This is a genomic window from Pseudomonas sp. 21 (assembly GCF_000955805.1).
Lineage (GTDB): Bacteria > Pseudomonadota > Gammaproteobacteria > Pseudomonadales > Pseudomonadaceae > Pseudomonas.
Genome location: NZ_JYOA01000010.1, coordinates 202,952 through 220,816, shown reverse-complemented (window position 1 = coordinate 220,816; position 17,865 = coordinate 202,952). Strand labels below are relative to the sequence as shown.

Here is a 17,865-nt window from a genome sequence, read left to right as displayed (position 1 = left end):
GCTTACCAGCGCCCGTCCCAGGCGGCGAAGTTCTGCAGCAGCTGCAGGCCGTGGGTATGGCTCTTCTCCGGGTGGAACTGCACGGCGAAGCGCGAACCATCTGCCAGCGCGGCGGCGAAATCACGCCCGTAGTGGCCGCGGCCGACCACCTGGCGCGGGTTGCCCGCCTCGATGTAGTAGCTGTGCACGAAGTAGAAGCGCGCGTTGTTCGGGATGTCGTGCCACAGCGGGTGGTCGACGCCCTGCGCCACTTCGTTCCAGCCCATGTGCGGCACCTTCAGGTGCTCGCCGTCCTCGTGCAGGTCCTTGCCGAAGAAGCGCACCTGGCCGGGGAACAGGCCGATACAGTCGACGCCGTCATTCTCCTCACTACGCTCCATCAGCGCCTGCATGCCGACGCAGATGCCGAGGAACGGGCGGTCCTGGCTGACCTCGCGCACCAGGCTGTCGAAGCCCAGTCGCTTGATCTCGGCCATGCAGTCGCGGATCGCGCCGACGCCGGGGAACACCACGCGGTCCGCCTCGCGGATCACATTGGCGTCGCTGGTCACCAGTACGCGACCGGCGCCCACGCGTTCCAGCGCCTTGGACACCGAGTGCAGGTTGCCCATGCCGTAGTCGATGACGGCGACGGTCTGCATTACAGGCACCCTTTGGTGGACGGCATCTGGCCGGCCATGCGCTCGTCCAGCTCGATGGCCATGCGCAGTGCGCGGCCGAAGGCCTTGAACACGGTTTCGATCTGGTGGTGGGTGTTGTGCCCACGCAGATTATCGATGTGCAGGGTGACGTTGGCGTGGTTGACGAAGCCCTGGAAGAACTCCATGAACAGGTCCACGTCGAAGCCACCGACACTGGCGCGGGTGAACGGCACGTGCATCTGCAGGCCGGGGCGACCGGAGAAGTCGATGACCACGCGCGACAGCGCCTCGTCCAGCGGCACGTAGGCATGGCCGTAGCGGCGGATGCCTTTCTTGTCGCCGATGGCCTTGGCGAAGGCCTGGCCGAGGGTGATACCGATGTCTTCGACGGTATGGTGGTCGTCGATATGCAGGTCGCCCTTGCACTCGATGTCCAGGTCGATCAGGCCGTGGCGGGCGATCTGGTCCATCATGTGCTCGAGGAAGGGAACCCCGGTATCGAAGCGGGCCTTGCCCGTTCCATCCAGGTCGATGGAAACCTTGATCTGGGTTTCCAGGGTGTCGCGCGCGACGGATGCCTTGCGTTCGGCCATCACCAGCTCCACAGCTAACACTGCACGTAATTATAAGAAGGGGCGGCATTATAGGCGCGCCGGGCGCTGCGCGGCTATGGGCGGTGGTCGGCGCTGGCCGATAGTCCTACACTGCGCGGCTCGCCTTTCGAGGATTGCCCATGCCCGTCGTCGCCCAGCACCTGACCCAGCCCAGCGAGCAGGACCGCCAGGACCTGCTGAAGATCTACGCCGACGCGCCACAGTGGCTGCTGGCGCCCTTCGCCGACGCCGATGAGCTGGTCACCCGCGGGCTCGCCGAAGGCCGGCTGTTCACCGGGCGCTTCAATGATCGCCTGCTGGGCGCCGCCTGGATCGAGCGCGATGTCGACACCTGGCGGCTGTCTCGCCTGTGCGTGCGCCAGCTCACCCGCAACCGTGGCGTGGCCCGGCGACTGCTGGAGGAGGCACAACGCCTGGCCATCCTGCAGGGCGCTGCGCTGCAGCTGGTCACGGCTTCGGATCAACCGCAAGCCGCTGACTTCGCACGCCACCTCGGACTGACGCTGCAACCGGCCTGAACCGGGAACCGAGCGCAAAGTCCCCGTTCAAACCCCGCAATACCCGCACCTTGCCTTTCGGGCTGGGGTGCCGGTGCGTCATTGGTATACTTTCTCGCCATTCCATTCGCCGCCTGAACAAGGACCCGTCCATGAAAGCGTTCGGCAAAATCATCGGCATCGTTGCCCTGGTCCTGCTGCTGCTCATCGTCGCCGCCGGCTTTGTGCTGACCCATTTCTTCGACCCGAACGACTACAAGGACGAGATCCGCCAGCTCGCCCGGGGCAAGGCCAACCTCGAGCTCAACCTCAAGGGCGACATCGGCTGGAGCCTGTTCCCCTGGCTGGGCCTGGAGCTGCATGACACCAGCGTGGCGAGCCTGCAGACGCCGGACAAGCCGTTCGCTGATGCACAGCTGCTGGCCATGTCCGTGCGCGTGCTGCCGCTGCTGCGCAAAGAAGTGCAGATGAGCGATATCCGCGTCGAAGGCCTGACGCTTTCCCTGAACAAGGACAAGAACGGCGTCGGCAACTGGGAAAGCATCGGCAAGCCCGCCCAGCCGCCCGCCGGCAGCCCGCCCGCCGCACAACCGGCGCCCGCGCCGAGCGAGCCGGCCAAGTCCGCCTCCGGCGAAGGCCACCAGGCGATGAAGCTGGACATCGACAGCCTGAGCGTGAAGAACGCCCGCATCGACTACGCCGACACCCAGAGCGGCAAGAACTACAGCGTCGAAGGCATCGAGCTGACCACCGGCGCGATCCGCGAAGGCAGCAACATCCCGGTCAAGCTCAGCGCCTACCTGGGCACCAACCAGCCAGTGATCCGCGCGCGCACCGAACTGACCGGCAGCCTGCGCTTCGACCGCGCGCTCAAGCGCTACCAGCTGGAAGACGCCAAGCTCTCCGGCGAAGTCTCCGGCGATCCGTTCCAGGGCAAGACCGCCAACTACAGCGCCCAGGGCCAACTGGTACTCGACCAGGCCGCCCAGGTCGCCGAGTGGAACGGCCTGAAGGTCACCGTCAACCAGCTGCGCGCCCTCGGCGAGCTGAAGGCCCGCGAGCTGGATAAAGAGCCCAAGTTCGACGGCGGCCTGTCGCTGGCACCGTTCAACCTGCGCGAATTCCTCGAAGGCATCGGCCAGACCCTGCCGGAAATGGCCGACACCACCACCCTCACCAAGCTGGAGCTGGCCACCCGCGTCAGCGGCACCCGCAACAGCCTGGCCCTCAATGACATCAACCTGAAGCTGGACGACAGCGCCTTCAGCGGCAACCTCGGCATCGCCGACTTCGGCAAGCAGGCAATTCGCGCCCAGCTGTCCGGCGACAAGCTGAACCTCGACCGCTACCTGCCGGCCAAGGTCAAGAAAGCGCAGGACGCCACCAACAGCGCGCGCAAGGCCGAAGTCGACGCCACCGCGCAGAACGCCATCAAGGGCGACACCCCGCTGCCCAACCAGCCGACCCAGCAGGCCTGGAGCGACGCCCCGCTGCTGCCCATCGCCCGCCTGCGCGCGCTGGACCTCGACGCCGGCCTGAACCTCGGCCAGCTGACCCTGGACAAGCTGCCCATCGACAACGCCGTGCTCAAGCTGCGCGGCCAGGGCGGCCTGCTCAACCTCGACGACCTGCGCGGCGAGCTCTACGACGGCAAGTTCAACGCCACCGCCACCCTTGACGTGCGTCAGGACGTGCCGACCCTGCAGGCGAAGAAACACATCGCCGACGTACCGGTGGAACGCCTGCTCGAATCCCAGGGCCAGAAGCCGGCGGTCAAGGGCCTGCTGGACCTGGACGCCGACATCACCACCCAGGGCAACAGTCAAAAGGCCTGGATCGACAACCTCAACGGTACCGCGCACTTCGTCCTGACCCAGGGCGTGCTGCTCAACGCCAACCTCGAACAGCAGCTGTGCCAGGGCATCGCCACGCTCAACCGCAAGTCGCTGACTGGCGAGCATGGCGGCAAGGACACGGCCTTCCGCGAGCTGCAGGGCAACCTGGTGTTCAGGAATGGCGTGGCCAGCAACCCGGACCTCAAGGCCAGCATTCCCGGCCTGACCGTCAAGGCCGATGGCGACCTGGACCTGCGCGTGCTGGGCATGGACTACCGCGTCGGCGTCACCATCGAAGGCGACAAGAGCGACATGCCCGACCCCGCCTGCGAAGTGAACAAGCGCTATGTCGGCATCGAATGGCCACTGCGCTGCCGCGGCCCGCTGGAACTGGGCGCCAAGGCCTGCCGCCTGGACAAGGACGGCATCGGCAAGATCGCCGCACGGTTGGCCGGGGACCGGCTGAACCAGAAACTCGAAGAAAAGCTCGGCGACAAGGTCAGTCCCGAACTCAAAGACGCACTCAAAGGGCTGTTCAAGAAGTGACCCCGCAAAGCTTCAATTCGGCCGTGCTCGACTGGTTCGACACGCACGGCCGCCATGACCTGCCCTGGCAGCAGAACATCACGCCGTACCGGGTGTGGGTCTCGGAAATCATGCTGCAGCAGACCCAGGTCAGCACCGTGATGGGCTACTACGACCGCTTCATGACGGCACTGCCGACGGTGGCGGATCTCGCCAACGCGCCGGAAGACGAGGTGCTGCACCTGTGGACAGGCCTGGGCTACTACACCCGCGCCCGCAACTTGCACAAGACCGCGAAGACGGTGATGGAGCAGCACGGCGGAGAGTTTCCCCGTGTCGTCGAACAGCTCGCCGAGCTGCCCGGCATCGGCCGCTCCACCGCCGGTGCCATCGCCAGCATCTCCATGGGCCTGCGCGCGCCGATCCTCGACGGCAACGTCAAACGAGTGCTAGCGCGCTATATCGCCTGCGATGGCTATCCGGGCGAGCCCAAGGTAGCCAGGCAGCTGTGGGAAGCCGCCGAGCGCTTCACCCCGCAGGAGCGGGTCAATCACTACACCCAGGCGATGATGGACCTGGGCGCCACGCTCTGCACCCGCAGCAAGCCGAGCTGCCTGCTCTGCCCGCTGCGCGAGGGCTGCCGCGCGCACTTCCTCGGCCGCGAGACCGACTTCCCGGTATCCAAGCCGCGCAAGGCGCTGCCGCAGAAGCGCACGCTGATGCCGATCCTGGCCAACCGCGAGGGCGACATCCTGCTCTATCGCCGTCCGTCGACCGGCCTCTGGGGCGGCCTGTGGAGCTTCCCCGAACTGGACGACCTGGCCGCCCTCGACCCGCTGGCCCAGCGCCACGCCCTGCGCCTGGGCGAGCGCCGCGAGCTGCCCGGCCTGACCCATACCTTCAGCCACTTCCAGCTGGCCATCGAGCCCTGGCTGGTGCGCGTCGAGGACGCAGCCCCCGCCGTGGCCGAGGCCGACTGGCTCTGGTATAACCTCGCCACCCCGCCGCGGCTCGGCCTTGCCGCCCCGGTGAAGAAGCTGCTCAAACGAGCCGCCGACGTGTTGAACGCAGGAGAAATGTCATGACCCGACTGGTGATGTGCCGCAAATACAAAGAAGAGCTGCCCGGCCTCGATCGCGCACCCTATCCCGGCGCCAAGGGCCAGGACATCTACGAGCACGTTTCGAAGAAAGCCTGGGAAGAATGGCAGAAGCATCAGACCATGCTGATCAACGAGCGTCGCCTGAACATGATGAACGCCGAGGATCGCAAGTTCCTCAGCACCGAGATGGACAAGTTCCTTTCCGGCGAGGAATACGCGCAGGCCGAGGGCTACGTCCCGCCCAGCGCGTAAGCTCCGGTATTATTTGAAAAATTTTTTCGCGGCACGCTTGACACCCCTTCCGAAAACCCTTTTAATGCGCGCCACGTTGCCCAGGTAGCTCAGTTGGTAGAGCAGGGGATTGAAAATCCCCGTGTCGGCGGTTCGATTCCGTCCCTGGGCACCAAGCCTTCCGAAAAGCCCCTGAAATCGCGAGATTTCAGGGGCTTTTTCATTCCCGTCCGAACAAGTCACTCCCCCGCCCCGGCACGCCCCCGCGATTCGTATCGAATGCTTGCCTAAGTACAGTGTCTACTGGCACATAGCACACCGATCTTTCAGAATCATGACCATCCGGACGATTTCCACACTTTGAGTGGGATACCCTCCGGGAATCGATGTTTCGTAGCGGAGTCACTGTGCGCAAACTCATAAGCTGGTGGAATTCCCGGGGCAACCTGGTTTCTCTGTCTGCCCTTTTCCTGCTGGTGCCGCTGATCGGCCGCTATAGCCTTGGCTGGGGCTCCCCGCTGGGCTACCTGTCGGACCTGGCGCTCGGCACCCTGCTGGTCGTCGCGCTGCACAACCGACGACTGTTCATCGCGATTCCAGTGATGCTGGTCTGGGCGCTGTCGGTGATCGGCACCGCTGAACTGGTCAGCGCCGTGGGCCGCATGCCTGCGCCGGAAGACCTGCACTTCCTCGCCGACCCGACCTTCGTCGCCAACTCCACCGAGGGCGGCGGCCTCAACCACCTGCACCTGGCGATCCTGATCGGCGCCGGCATCCTGCTCTGCGCACTGCTCTGGCGCCGCCGCGAAAAGCCACTGCCGCGCTACGCCTACGCCCTGCCGGCCGCACTGCTGGCCGCCCACGCCGGCGAGCAGTACTTCCAGCCCAGCGATGCGGAGATGTGGAAGCAGTTCAACCTGCCGCACCAACTGGTCTCCCGCGCCGTCACCAGCGGCGAGATGGCCTACCAGGACTGGCGCGACCGCGACCAGCCGGAAGTCCGCCCGGACGTCACCGGCCTGACCCAGCACGATCTCAACGGCACTCCGCTGCTGGCCGGCCGCGGCCAGGCGAAGAACGTGCTGATCATCGCCATGGAAGGGATCCCCGGCGCCTACGTCGCCACCAACCGCGCCGCCCTGAGCAGCAGCTACGAAGAATCGATGATGCCGCGCCTGAGCACCTGGGCCGAGCGCGCCATGACCACCCCGGACTACGTGGTGCACAGCCACCAGACCATCCGCGGCCTCTACGCCATGCTCTGCGGCGACTACAGCAAGCTGGACAACGGCACGCCCAAGGGCGTCGAACTGCTGGGCAACCCGACCCGCGCCGCCGAATGCCTGCCGGCGCAGATGCACCAGGCCGGCTTCAGCACCCACTTCCTGCAAGGCGCCGGGCTGCGCTTCATGGCCAAGGACAAGGTCATGCCGGCCATGGGCTTCGACAAGACCCTGGGCCGCGACTGGTTCAAGAAGAAGCCCTACCTGGAATTCGCCTGGGGCATGGATGACAAGGCCTTCTTCGAAGGGGCGCTGGACTATGTCGGCCAACTGCGCCAGAAGAAGCAGCCGTGGATGCTCACCCTGCTCACCGTCGGCACCCACCAGCCGTACTCGGCCACGCCGGAATACCTGGCCAAGTACCCGACGCCGCGCCAGGCAGCCGTCGCCTACCTGGACGACGCCGTCGACGCCTTCCTCAAGGGCCTGGAAGAGAAAGGCGTGCTCAAGGACACCCTGGTGATCGTCACCTCCGACGAATCCCACGGCATCGACAACGTACGCCTTGCCTCGGCCTGGGGCCTGAACCTGATCCTTGCACCGGAACAGGCCGCGCTGCCGCCGGTGAAGGCCGGCGTCTATGGCCACGTCGATCTGGAATCCTCGGTGCTCGACTATTTCGCCATCAAGGCGCCGCAGGATATCGCCGGGCGCTCGCTGTTCCGTGAATACACCAGCGGCCGCGAGATGGTGTCCTTCACCAACGGCATGCAGCGTTACCACGACGGCAAGGGCAACTTCACCGAGTGCGACTTCCAGCAAGTCTGCCGGCGCTACAAGAGTGACGGTTTCATCGCCGACACCGCCAAGTTCGAAGGCCGCTTCAGCGGTCGCGATGCTCGCCTGATGACCGCCCGCGCGGACATCCTCGACCAGTCGGTGACCAAGGCGCAGTCGGCCCGCGAGTACCAGTTCGCGACCAAGGAGCGCATCCGCCTGAAGCCGCAGATCGACAACGAGTACACCGACAACCTGATCGGCGCGCAGTACCTGGAATTCCCGGCCAACACCCACACCACGGTGAGCCTGAAGATCCGCGCGATCCAGATGGACGCCAATGGGGCGAAAGTGACGCTCAAGACGCGCTCCTTCGAGAAGCCGGTGCCCATCGAGATGCCGGACTTCCCGCTGGTGAAACGCAACCAGCCGCTGGAAGTGACCTTCGGCTTCGACAACGAGGAAGCCCGCAAGGCCTTCTCCTTCCACCTGCTCGCCGAAGGCAAGGGCGTCATCGAGATCACCGATTTCCATGTGCTGACCCAGCCGCGCAAATCGACGATCAACGCCACCGAAGGCGGCGGCACGAGCCTGGCCGACGCGAACAAGCCGCTGACGATTCCGCGCCTGTCCGGGCACCCGAACCTGATGGCCAGCCAGCCGCCGGAATCCCAGGACGACATCACGCCTGCCGAAGCACTCGAAGATCCGAGCCCGCAGCTGCGGCAGATGATGCAGTAATCCCCACCGGCGGCCCCAGGGCCGCCGGACTTTTACTGGCCGGTCTAAACTGGCACTATCCGGCCCCCGCGCCATCAGCCGACGCCCTCATCCGGCGCAGCTAGTTCAGCACAGGCGACAACGCCGAGCGGCAATGCGACAACTTGCCACTACAGCCGACGACCGCGGCAGATGGGCGCTTGGCGCACTCCGGAGTGCGTGTTAGGTTGCCCCTCGCCAGGATGGCCCCGATTCTGCAGTGACCTGCTGCGAAAGCGTCCGAATAACAATAGAGGAGCCCCCAATGGCCACGGCCATACCCGCACTGGAAATCCGTAACCTGCACAAGCGTTACGGTGACCTGGAAGTGCTCAAAGGCATTTCCCTGACCGCCCGCGACGGCGATGTGATTTCCATTCTCGGCTCCTCCGGTTCCGGTAAATCCACGTTCCTGCGCTGCATCAACCTGCTGGAAAACCCCCACCAGGGCCAGATCCTGGTCGCCGGTGAAGAACTCAAGCTGAAGAAAACCAAGGACGGCTCGCTGGTCGCCTCGGACAACAAGCAGATCAACCGTCTGCGCAGCGAACTGGGCTTCGTCTTCCAGAACTTCAACCTCTGGCCGCACATGAGCATCCTCGACAACATCATCGAGGCGCCGCGCCGCGTGCTGGGCAAGACCAAGGCCGAAGCCACCGAGATCGCCGAGGCCCTGCTGGCCAAGGTCGGCATCTCCGACAAGCGCCACAGCTTCCCCGCGCAGCTTTCCGGTGGTCAGCAGCAGCGTGCCGCCATCGCCCGCACCCTGGCGATGCAGCCCAAGGTCATCCTCTTCGACGAGCCGACTTCGGCACTGGACCCGGAAATGGTCCAGGAAGTGCTTAACGTTATCCGCGCGCTCGCCGACGAGGGTCGCACCATGCTGCTGGTGACCCATGAAATGAACTTTGCCCGCCAGGTATCCAGCGAGGTGGTGTTCCTCCACCAGGGCCTGGTAGAAGAGCAGGGACCGCCGCAGCAGGTATTTGACAACCCGCAATCGGCACGCTGTAAACAATTCATGTCCAGCCACCGCTAACGGAGCATCACTGCATGAACAACTATAAGAAGATCGTTCTGGCTATCGCGGCCACCTTCGCACTGGGGAGCCAGGCCATCGCCGCAGACAAACTGCGCATCGGTACCGAAGGCGCCTACCCGCCCTTCAACGGCATCGACGCCAGCGGCCAGGTCGTCGGTTTCGATATCGAGATCGGCAAGGCGCTGTGCGCCAAGATGAAGACCGAGTGCGACGTCGTCACCTCCGACTGGGACGGCATCATCCCGGCCCTGAACGCCAAGAAGTTCGACTTCATCGTCGCGTCCATGTCGATCACCGACGAACGCAAGCAGGCCGTTGATTTCACCAACGCCTACTACACCAACAAGCTGCAGTTCGTGGCGCCGAAGTCGACCGACTTCAAGACCGACAAGGGCTACCTCAAGGGCAAGGTGATCGGTGCGCAGCGCGCGACCATCGCCGGTACCTGGCTTGAGGACAACATGTCCGACACCGTCACCATCAAGCTGTACGACACCCAGGAAAACGCCTACCTCGACCTGTCCTCGGGCCGCCTCGACGGCGTGCTGGCCGACAAGTTCGTGCAGTACGACTGGCTGAAGAGCGACGCCGGCAAGGACTTCGAGTTCAAGGGCGAGCCGGTGTTCGACAACGACAAGATCGGCATCGCCGTGCGCAAGGGCGACCCGCTGCGCGAGAAGCTGAACGCCGCTCTGAAGGAAATCGTCGACGACGGTACCTACAAGAAGATCAACGACAAGTACTTCCCCTTCAGCATCTACTGATGCACGTGCCGCGCCGCCCCTCGCCGGGCGGCGCGCGCCTTCAGGCGTGACTCCCCATGATTTTCGACCTGCACGGCTTTGGCGATCAGTTGATCGCCGGCACCTGGATGACGCTCAAGCTTTCGCTCGCCGCAGTCTGCGTGGGACTGGTCCTCGGCCTGCTCGGCGCCGTCGCCAAGACCTCGAAGAACGGCTTCCTGCGCATGCTCGGCGGCTTCTACACCACCGTGGTGCGCGGCGTACCCGAGACACTCTGGGTACTGATGATCTATTTCGGCACCGTGGCCGGCCTGAACGCCATTGGTGACCTGTTCGGCTACCCCGAATTCGCCCTCTCGCCTTTTGCCGCGGGCACCTGCGCCCTGGGCCTGTGCTTCGGCGCCTATGCCACCGAAGTCTTCCGTGGCGCGCTGCTGGCGATTCCCAAGGGCCACCGCGAGGCCGGCCAGGCGCTGGGCCTCTCCGCCCCGCGCATCTTCTGGCGCATCGTGCTGCCGCAAGTGTGGCGCGTGGCGCTGCCGGGCCTGGGCAATCTCTACCTGATCCTGCTGAAAGACACCGCCCTGGTTTCGCTCATCACGCTTGATGAAATCATGCGCAAGGCCCAGGTCGCCTCCAACGCGACCAAGGAACCCTTCACCTTCTACATGACCGCGGCCTTCATCTACCTGGGCCTGACCGTCTTCATCATGGCCGCCCTGCACTTCCTCGAGCGTCGCGCCGGCCGTGGCTTCGTGAGGAACGAGCTATGACCGATCTCGAGCTGATCCTCAAATGGCTGCCGAAGATGCTCCAGGGCGCCACCCTGACCCTGGAGCTGCTGGCCATCGCCGTGGTCGCCGGCCTGTGCCTCGCCGTACCGCTGGGCATCGCCCGCGCCTCGCGACACTGGTACGTGCGCGCCGTGCCCTACGCCTACATCTTCTTCTTCCGCGGCACACCGCTGCTGCTGCAGCTGTTCATCGTCTATTACGGCTTTGCCCAGTTCGAAAGCGTGCGCAAGGGGCCGCTCTGGCCGTACCTGCGCGATCCTTACTGGTGCGCCTTGCTGACCATGACGCTGCACACCGCGGCCTACATCGCGGAGATCCTGCGCGGCGCCATCCACGCCATCCCGGTGGGTGAGGTGGAGGCCGCCCGCGCACTGGGCATGTCCCGTCGCCAGGCGCTGTTCCACATCATCCTGCCGCGCGCCGCGCGCATCGCCATGCCGGCCTACAGCAACGAGGTGATCCTCATGCTCAAGGCCAGCGCCGTGGTGTACACCGTGACTCTGTTCGACATCATGGGCATGACTCGCACCATCATCGCGCGCACCTACGAGGCCATGCTGTTCTTCTGCCTCGCCGGCCTGTTCTACCTGGTCATCACCCTGCTGCTGACGCGTATCTTCCGCCTGCTGGAACGCTGGCTGAAGGTCGACTCCATGCAGGGCCGCTGACCGGCGCGCCACTCCCCCACGGGGTCGCTATAATGCGCGCCCCGTGGTTTTCCACCGCTTCGCACCATGCTCCCGAACGACACTCCCCTGACCGGCTCCGACCTGCTCCAGCGCTTCCAGGCACTGGATGGCTTCCTGCTGGATCATCAGGCGCTGTGGCGGCCGAAGCCCTTCACTGTGTTGGAGCTGGCCTGGGAGCGCGACCACCCCGAACTGGCCGCCTGGCTGCGCAGCCGCAGCCTCGAAGACGCCGACGCGGTGCACAACGCGCCCGAACAGCTCGACGCCCCCGCCCCCTTCCCTGCTTTGGCCGCCACGGCCGCAAAGCTGTCCGTCGTCGGCGAGCTCCCGGCAACGCCGCTGGGCAAGTTGCCGAACCAACTGACCGTCGACGTTCCCGGCCGCAAGTGGCAACAGATCGAAGCCTTCGCCAGCCGCCTGGAGTTCGCCGAAGCACCGCAGCACTGGCTCGACTGGTGCGCCGGCAAAGGCCATCTCGGCCGTCTGCTGGCGCGCGACGGCAAGCCGCTGCTGAGCCTGGAGTTCGACAATGCCCTGGTGGAAGACGGCCAGCGCCTGAGCGACCGGCTTCAGCTTCACGCCCGGCATCGCCAGCAGGACGTGCTCGCCCCGGACGCCCGCGAGCACCTGCAGGCCGGGCACACCGCCGTCGCCCTGCACGCCTGCGGCGACCTGCACGTACGCCTGCTGCAACTTGCCAGCACCCGGGGCTGCCGCCAGCTGGCCGTGGCGCCCTGCTGCTACAACCGCATCGATAGCGAGCACTACCAGCCGCTCTCGCAGGCCGCGCAAAGCTCCACCCTGCAGCTCTCGCGGGACGACCTGCGCCTGCCGCTCGCCGAAACCGTCACGGCTGGCGCCCGCGTGCGCCGCCAGCGCGACGGATCGATGGCACGGCGACTGGCATTCGACCTGCTGCAACGGGAAGTCCGCAGCAGCAACGACTACTTGTCCACTCCCTCCGTGCCGCCCACCTGGCTGGACAAACCCTTCGCCGACTATTGCCGAGACCTCGCCGCGCTCAGGGGGCTCGACCTGCCCGCTGGCACCAACTGGCAGGAACTGGAAGCAAGGGGCTGGCAGCGCCTGGCACAAGTCCGCAACCTCGAACTGGTACGCGGACTGTTCCGCCGCCCCATGGAACTGTGGCTGCTGCTCGACCGCGCGTTATTCCTCGAGGAACAGGGCTATCGCGCCACCCTGGGTGCCTTCTGCGCCACCCGAATGACCCCGCGCAACCTGCTATTGCTGGCCGAACGCATCTGAGACGGGCGTTCCAGAGCTTCACCCACAGACCCTGTGGATAACTCTGTTCGTAACCCCGGAAAAAACTCCCCTTCCTTACCGCCCAGACCGCCTCGCTGCGATCTGGTCATTTTCTGTACATATAAATTTAATCTTTAAAAAACAGCCAGTTACGACACTTCGTGATTGCTATCACATCTCATATGCAAATTGCGCCCTAAAGCTTTCCCTCTTGTGCATAAAGGCCTTCAGCGGTGTAGGAAATCAGCTATTCCTGTTGCCAATCCTGCCCCAATAGCGCTTCTTCGAACGGATTGTTGCGCAATCGCGACAATCGAATCTTGTCAATCGCTGCCTAGGCAGTATCATTTCGAAATATTTCTCTGCCTAAGCAGCTATCTGTTTTGACATGAATCACTACGACGTCGCGGACTTTCCGTTCAAAGGCTCCATCGGCCAGTTGCTGGGCGCCACCGCCATCCTCAAGGATCGCCTCCTGGACAAGCACCTGGCACACCTGGATATCACCGCCGCGCAGTTCAAGGTGCTGTTCTTCATCGGCAACGACCGCGCCAACACCCCGGCAGAGCTGTGCCGCGAGCTGTCCATCGACAGCGGTTCCATGACCCGCATGCTCGACCGTCTCGCACGCAAGGACCTGCTGCTCCGCGAGCCCTGCCAGCACGACCGCCGCAGCGTGCGCCTGAGCCTGAGCCCCGCCGGACAGGCCGTGAATGACGAGGCCCCACGCATCGCCGCCGCCGCCATGAACGAACTGGTCGGCGGCCTTTCCCGCGACGAACTGCAGACCCTCACCGGCCTGCTCGACAAGATCCTGCGCGCCCACGGCGCCGCGGCCCATTGCGCGGCGCAGGAGAAATGACCATGAACCACCTCCGCATTGCCCTGCTGCCAGCCGCTGTGTTCGCCGCCGTACTGGGACTCTCCGGCTGCGTCAGCTTCTCGGGCCTGGACACCAGCGGCAAGTCCGTCGATCCCGCCAGCCTGAAGGCTGGCGTCAGCCTCGACGGCACCCCGCTGTCTGCCGCCGCGTGGCCCAGCGAACGCTGGTGGACCAGCCTGGGCGACCCGCAGCTGGACAGTCTGATCGGCGAGGCCCTGCGCGGCACGCCCGACCTGGACATCGCCAGCGCCCGCGCCCGCCAGGCCATCGCTGCCGCGCAAGCGCAGGACGCAGCACGCATGCCCAGCGTCAAGGGCACCGCCAGCTATGCCGGCATCCGCGCACCGGAAAGCGTCATCCCTGCCCCCATGGGCGGTCGCTACTCGGCAGTGAAATACCTGTCGCTGAGCTTCAGCTACGACCTCGATCTCTGGGGTGGCCAGCGCGACGCCTGGGAGGCCGCCCTCGGCCAGGCCAACGCCGCCGTAGTCGACCGCCAGGCCGCCTCGATCACGCTCTCCACCAATGTCGCCCGCGCCTACAGCGATCTGGCCCACGCCTTTGTCGCCCGCGACCTGGCCAAAGACGAACTGGATCGCTCGCAGCACCTCTTCCAGCTCAGCCAGAAGCGCATGGACGCAGGCCTCGACAGCAAGGTCCAGCTGCAACAGACGCAGTCCCAGGTTGCCAGCGCCAAGCAGCAACTGGCCGCCGCGGAACAGGATATCGCCAGCGACCGCATCGCCCTGGCCGTCCTGCTCGGCCAAGGTCCGGATCGCGGCCAGGACCTGCAGCGCCCGCAGGTGCTCAAGCCCGGCGCACTGAGCCTGCCGTCGAACCTGCCGGCCGAGCTGCTGGGGCGCCGCCCGGACATCGTCGCCGCCCGCTGGCGGGTCGAAGCCGCATCAAAAAGCATCGATTCGGCGAAGACCGAGTTCTATCCCAACGTGAACCTCGGGGCGATGGTCGGCCTGGCCGCCCTGCACACCAGCGACGTGCTGAAGGCGCCGAGCCGGTTCTTCCAGATCGCCCCGGCCATCTCCCTGCCGATCTTCGACGGCGGACGCCTGCGCGCAAACCTCGCCGGAAAGGACGCCGACTACGACCTGGCCGTCGCCCAGTACAACAAGACCCTGGTCAACGCCCTCGGCGAGGTCACCGACGACCTTGGCAAGCTGCGCTCGCTGGAGCAGCAGATCGACGACCAGCGCGATGCCCGCGACATCGCCAAATCCAACTTCGACCTGGCCATGCGCCGTTACGGCGAAGGCGTTGGCAACTACCTCGACGCCCTCAGCGTGCAGCAGCAGCTGCTCCTCGCCGAACGCCAGCTGGCCAACCTGGATGCCGAGCGGATCGACCTCTCGGTGCAACTGATCCAGGCCCTGGGCGGTGGCTACCAGCCCGACACCACTTCCACTCCCGCCCCGCTCGCCCAGGCGAACGCGGCCGCCGCGCACTGAACGAGGCACCCGACATGAGCACCGCCACCCAAGAAACCCCGAACAGCAATCCCAAGCGCAAGCGCTGGCTGCTGATCCTGCTCGCCGTCGTCATCCTGGCCGGCCTCGCCAGCGTCGCCTGGGAAATCCTCTACGGCCGCTGGCACGAGGACACCGACGATGCCTACGTGAATGGCAACGTCGTGCAGATCACTCCGCAGATCACCGGCACCGTGGTCAGCATCGGCGCCGATGACGGCGACCTGGTACACAAGGGCCAGGTGCTGGTGAAGTTCGACCCCAGCGACGCCGACATCGCCCTGCAGCAGGCCGAAGCCAACCTCGCGCGCACCGTGCGCCAGGTGCGCGGGCTGTTCAGCAACGTCGACGGCTACAAGGCCGACGTGGCTACGAAGAAGGTCGCCCTGACCAAGGCCGAGGCGGACTTCAAGCGCCGCCAGCACCTGGCCAGCGACGGCGCTATCTCCCAGGAGGAACTGGCCCACGCCCGCGACGCCCTGGACACCGCCCGCAGCTCGCTGACCAACTCCGAGCAGCAGCTGGACACCAACCGCGCGCTGGTCGACGACACCGTGATCGCCTCGCACCCGGACGTCAAAGCGGCCGCCGCCAAGCTGCGCCAGGCCTACCTGGATGATGCCCGCGCGGTGATCATCGCGCCGGTCACCGGCTACGTCGCCAAGCGCACCGTGCAGGTCGGCCAGCGCGTGCAGCCGGGCGCCGCGCTGATGGCGGTGATCCCCCTGGACCAGGTATGGATCGACGCCAACTTCAAGGAAACCCAGCTCAAGCACATGCGCATCGGCCAGCCGGTGGAAATTCGCTCTGACCTCTACGGCAGCGAAGTGAAGTACTCCGGCACCGTCGACAGCCTCGGCGTCGGCACCGGCAGCGCCTTCTCCCTGCTGCCGGCGCAGAACGCCACCGGCAACTGGATCAAGATCGTCCAGCGCGTGCCGGTGCGCATCCGCATCAACTCCGAGGAGCTGGCGAAGAATCCGCTGCGTATCGGCCTGTCCATGGACGTCAACGTCAGCCTGCATGACCAGAGCGGACCCGCCCTCGCCCAGCAATCGCCGCACGAGCCGGTGTTCTCCACCGACGTGTACCAGGAGCAACTGGCTTCGGCCGACCAGCTGATCGAGAAGCTGATCCAGGCCAACCTGGCCGACGCCAACCACAGCACTGCCCAGCGCTGATCCGACGACTGTCATGAGCCAGCCCAACAGCAGCAGCTTCAGCCCGCTCAGCCTGGTCATGGCCACCATCGGCCTGTCGCTGGCGACCTTCATGCAGGTGCTCGACACCACCATCGCCAACGTCGCCCTGCCGACCATCTCCGGCAACCTCGGGGTAAGTTCCGAGCAGGGCACCTGGGTCATCACCTCCTTCGCGGTGAGCAACGCCATCGCCCTGCCGCTCACCGGCTGGCTGAGCCGCAAGGTCGGTGAGGTGCGGCTGTTCATTGCCGCCACCCTGCTCTTCGTGGTGGCCTCGTTCCTCTGCGGCGTTGCCCAGCAGATGGGCATGCTGGTGGGCTTCCGGGCCATCCAGGGCTTCGTCGCCGGGCCGCTCTACCCGATCACCCAGACCCTGCTGATCTCCATCTATCCCCCGGCGAAAAGGGGGATGGCACTGGCACTGCTGGCGATGGTGACGGTGGTCGCGCCCATCGCCGGGCCCATCCTCGGCGGCTGGATCACCGACAGCTACAGCTGGCCGTGGATCTTCTTCATCAACGTGCCCATCGGCCTGTTCGCCGCCATGGTCGTCTACCAGCAACTGCGCGCCCGTCCGGTGGTGATCAAGCATGCGCCCATGGACTACATGGGCCTGGCGATGCTGGTGGTCGGCGTCGGCGCCCTGCAGGTCGTTCTCGACAAGGGCAACGACCTGGACTGGTTCGAATCCGGCTTCATCATCGGCGGCACCGTCATCGCGGCGATCGCCCTGGCGGTCTTCGTGATCTGGGAGCTGACCGACAAGCACCCGATCGTCAACCTGCGACTGTTCGTGCACCGCAACTTCACGGTGGGAACCCTGGCGCTGGTCGGCGGCTACGCCGGCTTCTTCGGCATGAACCTGCTGCTGCCGCAGTGGCTGCAGACCCAGATGGGCTACACCGCGACCTGGGCGGGCCTGGCGGCCGCGCCGATCGGCATCCTGCCGGTGTTCCTCTCGCCGCTGGTCGGCCGCTACGCGAACAACTTCGACCTGCGCCTGCTGGCGGGGCTGGCGTTCCTGGCGATGGCAGCGACCTGTTTCATGCGCGCCGACTTCACCACCGAGGTCGACTACCTGCACATCGCACTGGTGCAGATGTTCATGGGACTGGGCGTGGCGTTCTTCTTCATGCCGATCCTGAGCATCCTGCTCTCCGACCTGCCGCCGGACCAGATCGCCGACGGCTCCGGCCTTGCGACCTTCCTGCGGACCCTGGCCGGCAGCTTCGCCGCATCCCTGACCACCTGGATCTGGAACCGCCGGGCAACCATGCACCACGCCTACCTGACGGAAAACCTCAGCCAGTACGACCCGGCCACCCGCGCCACCGTCGAACAGCTCGGCGGCCCCGGCCAGCACAGCGCCGCGCTGCTGGAACGGATGGTGGAAAGCCAGGCGTACATGATCAGCACCATCGACTACTTCACCCTGCTGGGCTGGCTGTTTCTCGCCATGCTGGTGATCATCTGCCTGGCCAAGCCGCCCTTCGGCGCCAAGCCCGGCGCAGCGACTGCCGGCGGACACTGACCAAAGCTGCGGATCATTCTGACAAATCAG

At 65.5% G+C, this 17,865-nt stretch carries 16 protein-coding genes and 1 tRNA gene; 15 read left to right on the top strand and 2 right to left on the bottom strand.

Going from position 1 to position 17,865, the window contains the following annotated elements; genetic code table 11:
• Positions 1-2: 2 nt before the first annotated feature.
• Together hisH and hisB are read right to left on the bottom strand one after the other, a co-directional pair.
• Positions 3-641: an imidazole glycerol phosphate synthase subunit HisH gene (gene hisH, locus UB43_RS22945; RefSeq protein WP_024762242.1), complete on the bottom strand. Its 639-nt coding sequence runs from the start codon at positions 639-641 to the stop codon at positions 3-5.
• Positions 641-1,234, bottom strand: coding sequence for an imidazoleglycerol-phosphate dehydratase HisB (gene hisB, locus UB43_RS22940; protein WP_015479330.1), 594 nt, complete (start codon positions 1,232-1,234; stop codon positions 641-643). The genes hisH and hisB overlap by 1 nt, the downstream gene beginning before the upstream one ends.
• A 140-nt stretch (positions 1,235-1,374) precedes the next feature.
• Between hisB and UB43_RS22935 the strand changes: the two genes are divergently transcribed.
• The 15 genes from UB43_RS22935 to UB43_RS22865 all read left to right on the top strand — a co-directional run bounded on the left by UB43_RS22935 (position 1,375) and on the right by UB43_RS22865 (position 17,835).
• Positions 1,375-1,773, top strand: a complete 399-nt coding sequence (locus UB43_RS22935; RefSeq protein ID WP_045215774.1) for an acetyl-CoA sensor PanZ family protein — start codon at positions 1,375-1,377, stop codon at positions 1,771-1,773.
• Between the two features lie 131 nt (positions 1,774-1,904).
• Positions 1,905-4,133, top strand: a complete 2,229-nt coding sequence (locus tag UB43_RS22930) for an AsmA family protein (protein ID WP_045215772.1) — start codon at positions 1,905-1,907, stop codon at positions 4,131-4,133.
• Complete coding sequence (gene mutY / locus UB43_RS22925) at positions 4,130-5,197, top strand: A/G-specific adenine glycosylase (protein WP_045215770.1); 1,068 nt, start codon at positions 4,130-4,132, stop codon at positions 5,195-5,197. The genes UB43_RS22930 and mutY overlap by 4 nt, the downstream gene beginning before the upstream one ends.
• Positions 5,194-5,466 (top strand): oxidative damage protection protein, encoded by a 273-nt coding sequence (locus UB43_RS22920; protein WP_037012291.1) that lies wholly within the window; start codon positions 5,194-5,196, stop codon positions 5,464-5,466. Before mutY ends, UB43_RS22920 begins: the two co-directional genes overlap by 4 nt.
• 78 nt (positions 5,467-5,544) lie before the next feature.
• Positions 5,545-5,620 (top strand) — tRNA-Phe (locus tag UB43_RS22915).
• Positions 5,621-5,852: 232 nt separating this feature from the next.
• Positions 5,853-8,186, top strand: coding sequence for an LTA synthase family protein (locus UB43_RS22910; protein ID WP_045215767.1), 2,334 nt, complete (start codon positions 5,853-5,855; stop codon positions 8,184-8,186).
• Positions 8,187-8,469: 283 nt separating this feature from the next.
• Positions 8,470-9,243 carry an ABC transporter ATP-binding protein gene (locus tag UB43_RS22905; protein WP_045215765.1) on the top strand — a complete coding sequence of 258 codons (774 nt, stop codon included), beginning with the start codon at positions 8,470-8,472 and terminating at the stop codon, positions 9,241-9,243.
• A 14-nt stretch (positions 9,244-9,257) separates the two neighbouring features.
• A complete protein-coding gene (locus tag UB43_RS22900) occupies positions 9,258-10,010 on the top strand; it encodes an ABC transporter substrate-binding protein (protein ID WP_045215763.1) in 753 nt (250 codons plus the stop codon).
• Between the two features lie 56 nt (positions 10,011-10,066).
• Positions 10,067-10,762 (top strand): ABC transporter permease, encoded by a 696-nt coding sequence (locus UB43_RS22895; protein ID WP_045215761.1) that lies wholly within the window; start codon positions 10,067-10,069, stop codon positions 10,760-10,762.
• A complete protein-coding gene (locus UB43_RS22890; protein WP_045215759.1) occupies positions 10,759-11,451 on the top strand; it encodes an ABC transporter permease in 693 nt (230 codons plus the stop codon). Before UB43_RS22895 ends, UB43_RS22890 begins: the two co-directional genes overlap by 4 nt.
• A 66-nt stretch (positions 11,452-11,517) precedes the next feature.
• Entirely contained in the window at positions 11,518-12,738 is a 1,221-nt protein-coding gene (locus tag UB43_RS22885; RefSeq protein WP_045215757.1) for a methyltransferase, read from the top strand.
• 388 nt (positions 12,739-13,126) lie between these two features.
• Positions 13,127-13,600, top strand: coding sequence for a MarR family winged helix-turn-helix transcriptional regulator (locus tag UB43_RS22880; protein WP_045215754.1), 474 nt, complete (start codon positions 13,127-13,129; stop codon positions 13,598-13,600).
• Complete coding sequence (locus UB43_RS22875; protein WP_045215752.1) at positions 13,597-15,084, top strand: efflux transporter outer membrane subunit; 1,488 nt, start codon at positions 13,597-13,599, stop codon at positions 15,082-15,084. Before UB43_RS22880 ends, UB43_RS22875 begins: the two co-directional genes overlap by 4 nt.
• 14 nt (positions 15,085-15,098) lie before the next feature.
• Positions 15,099-16,283 (top strand): efflux RND transporter periplasmic adaptor subunit, encoded by a 1,185-nt coding sequence (locus UB43_RS22870; protein ID WP_045215749.1) that lies wholly within the window; start codon positions 15,099-15,101, stop codon positions 16,281-16,283.
• A gap of 13 nt (positions 16,284-16,296) precedes the next feature.
• Complete coding sequence (locus UB43_RS22865; RefSeq protein WP_045215747.1) at positions 16,297-17,835, top strand: DHA2 family efflux MFS transporter permease subunit; 1,539 nt, start codon at positions 16,297-16,299, stop codon at positions 17,833-17,835.
• Positions 17,836-17,865: the final 30 nt, after the last annotated feature.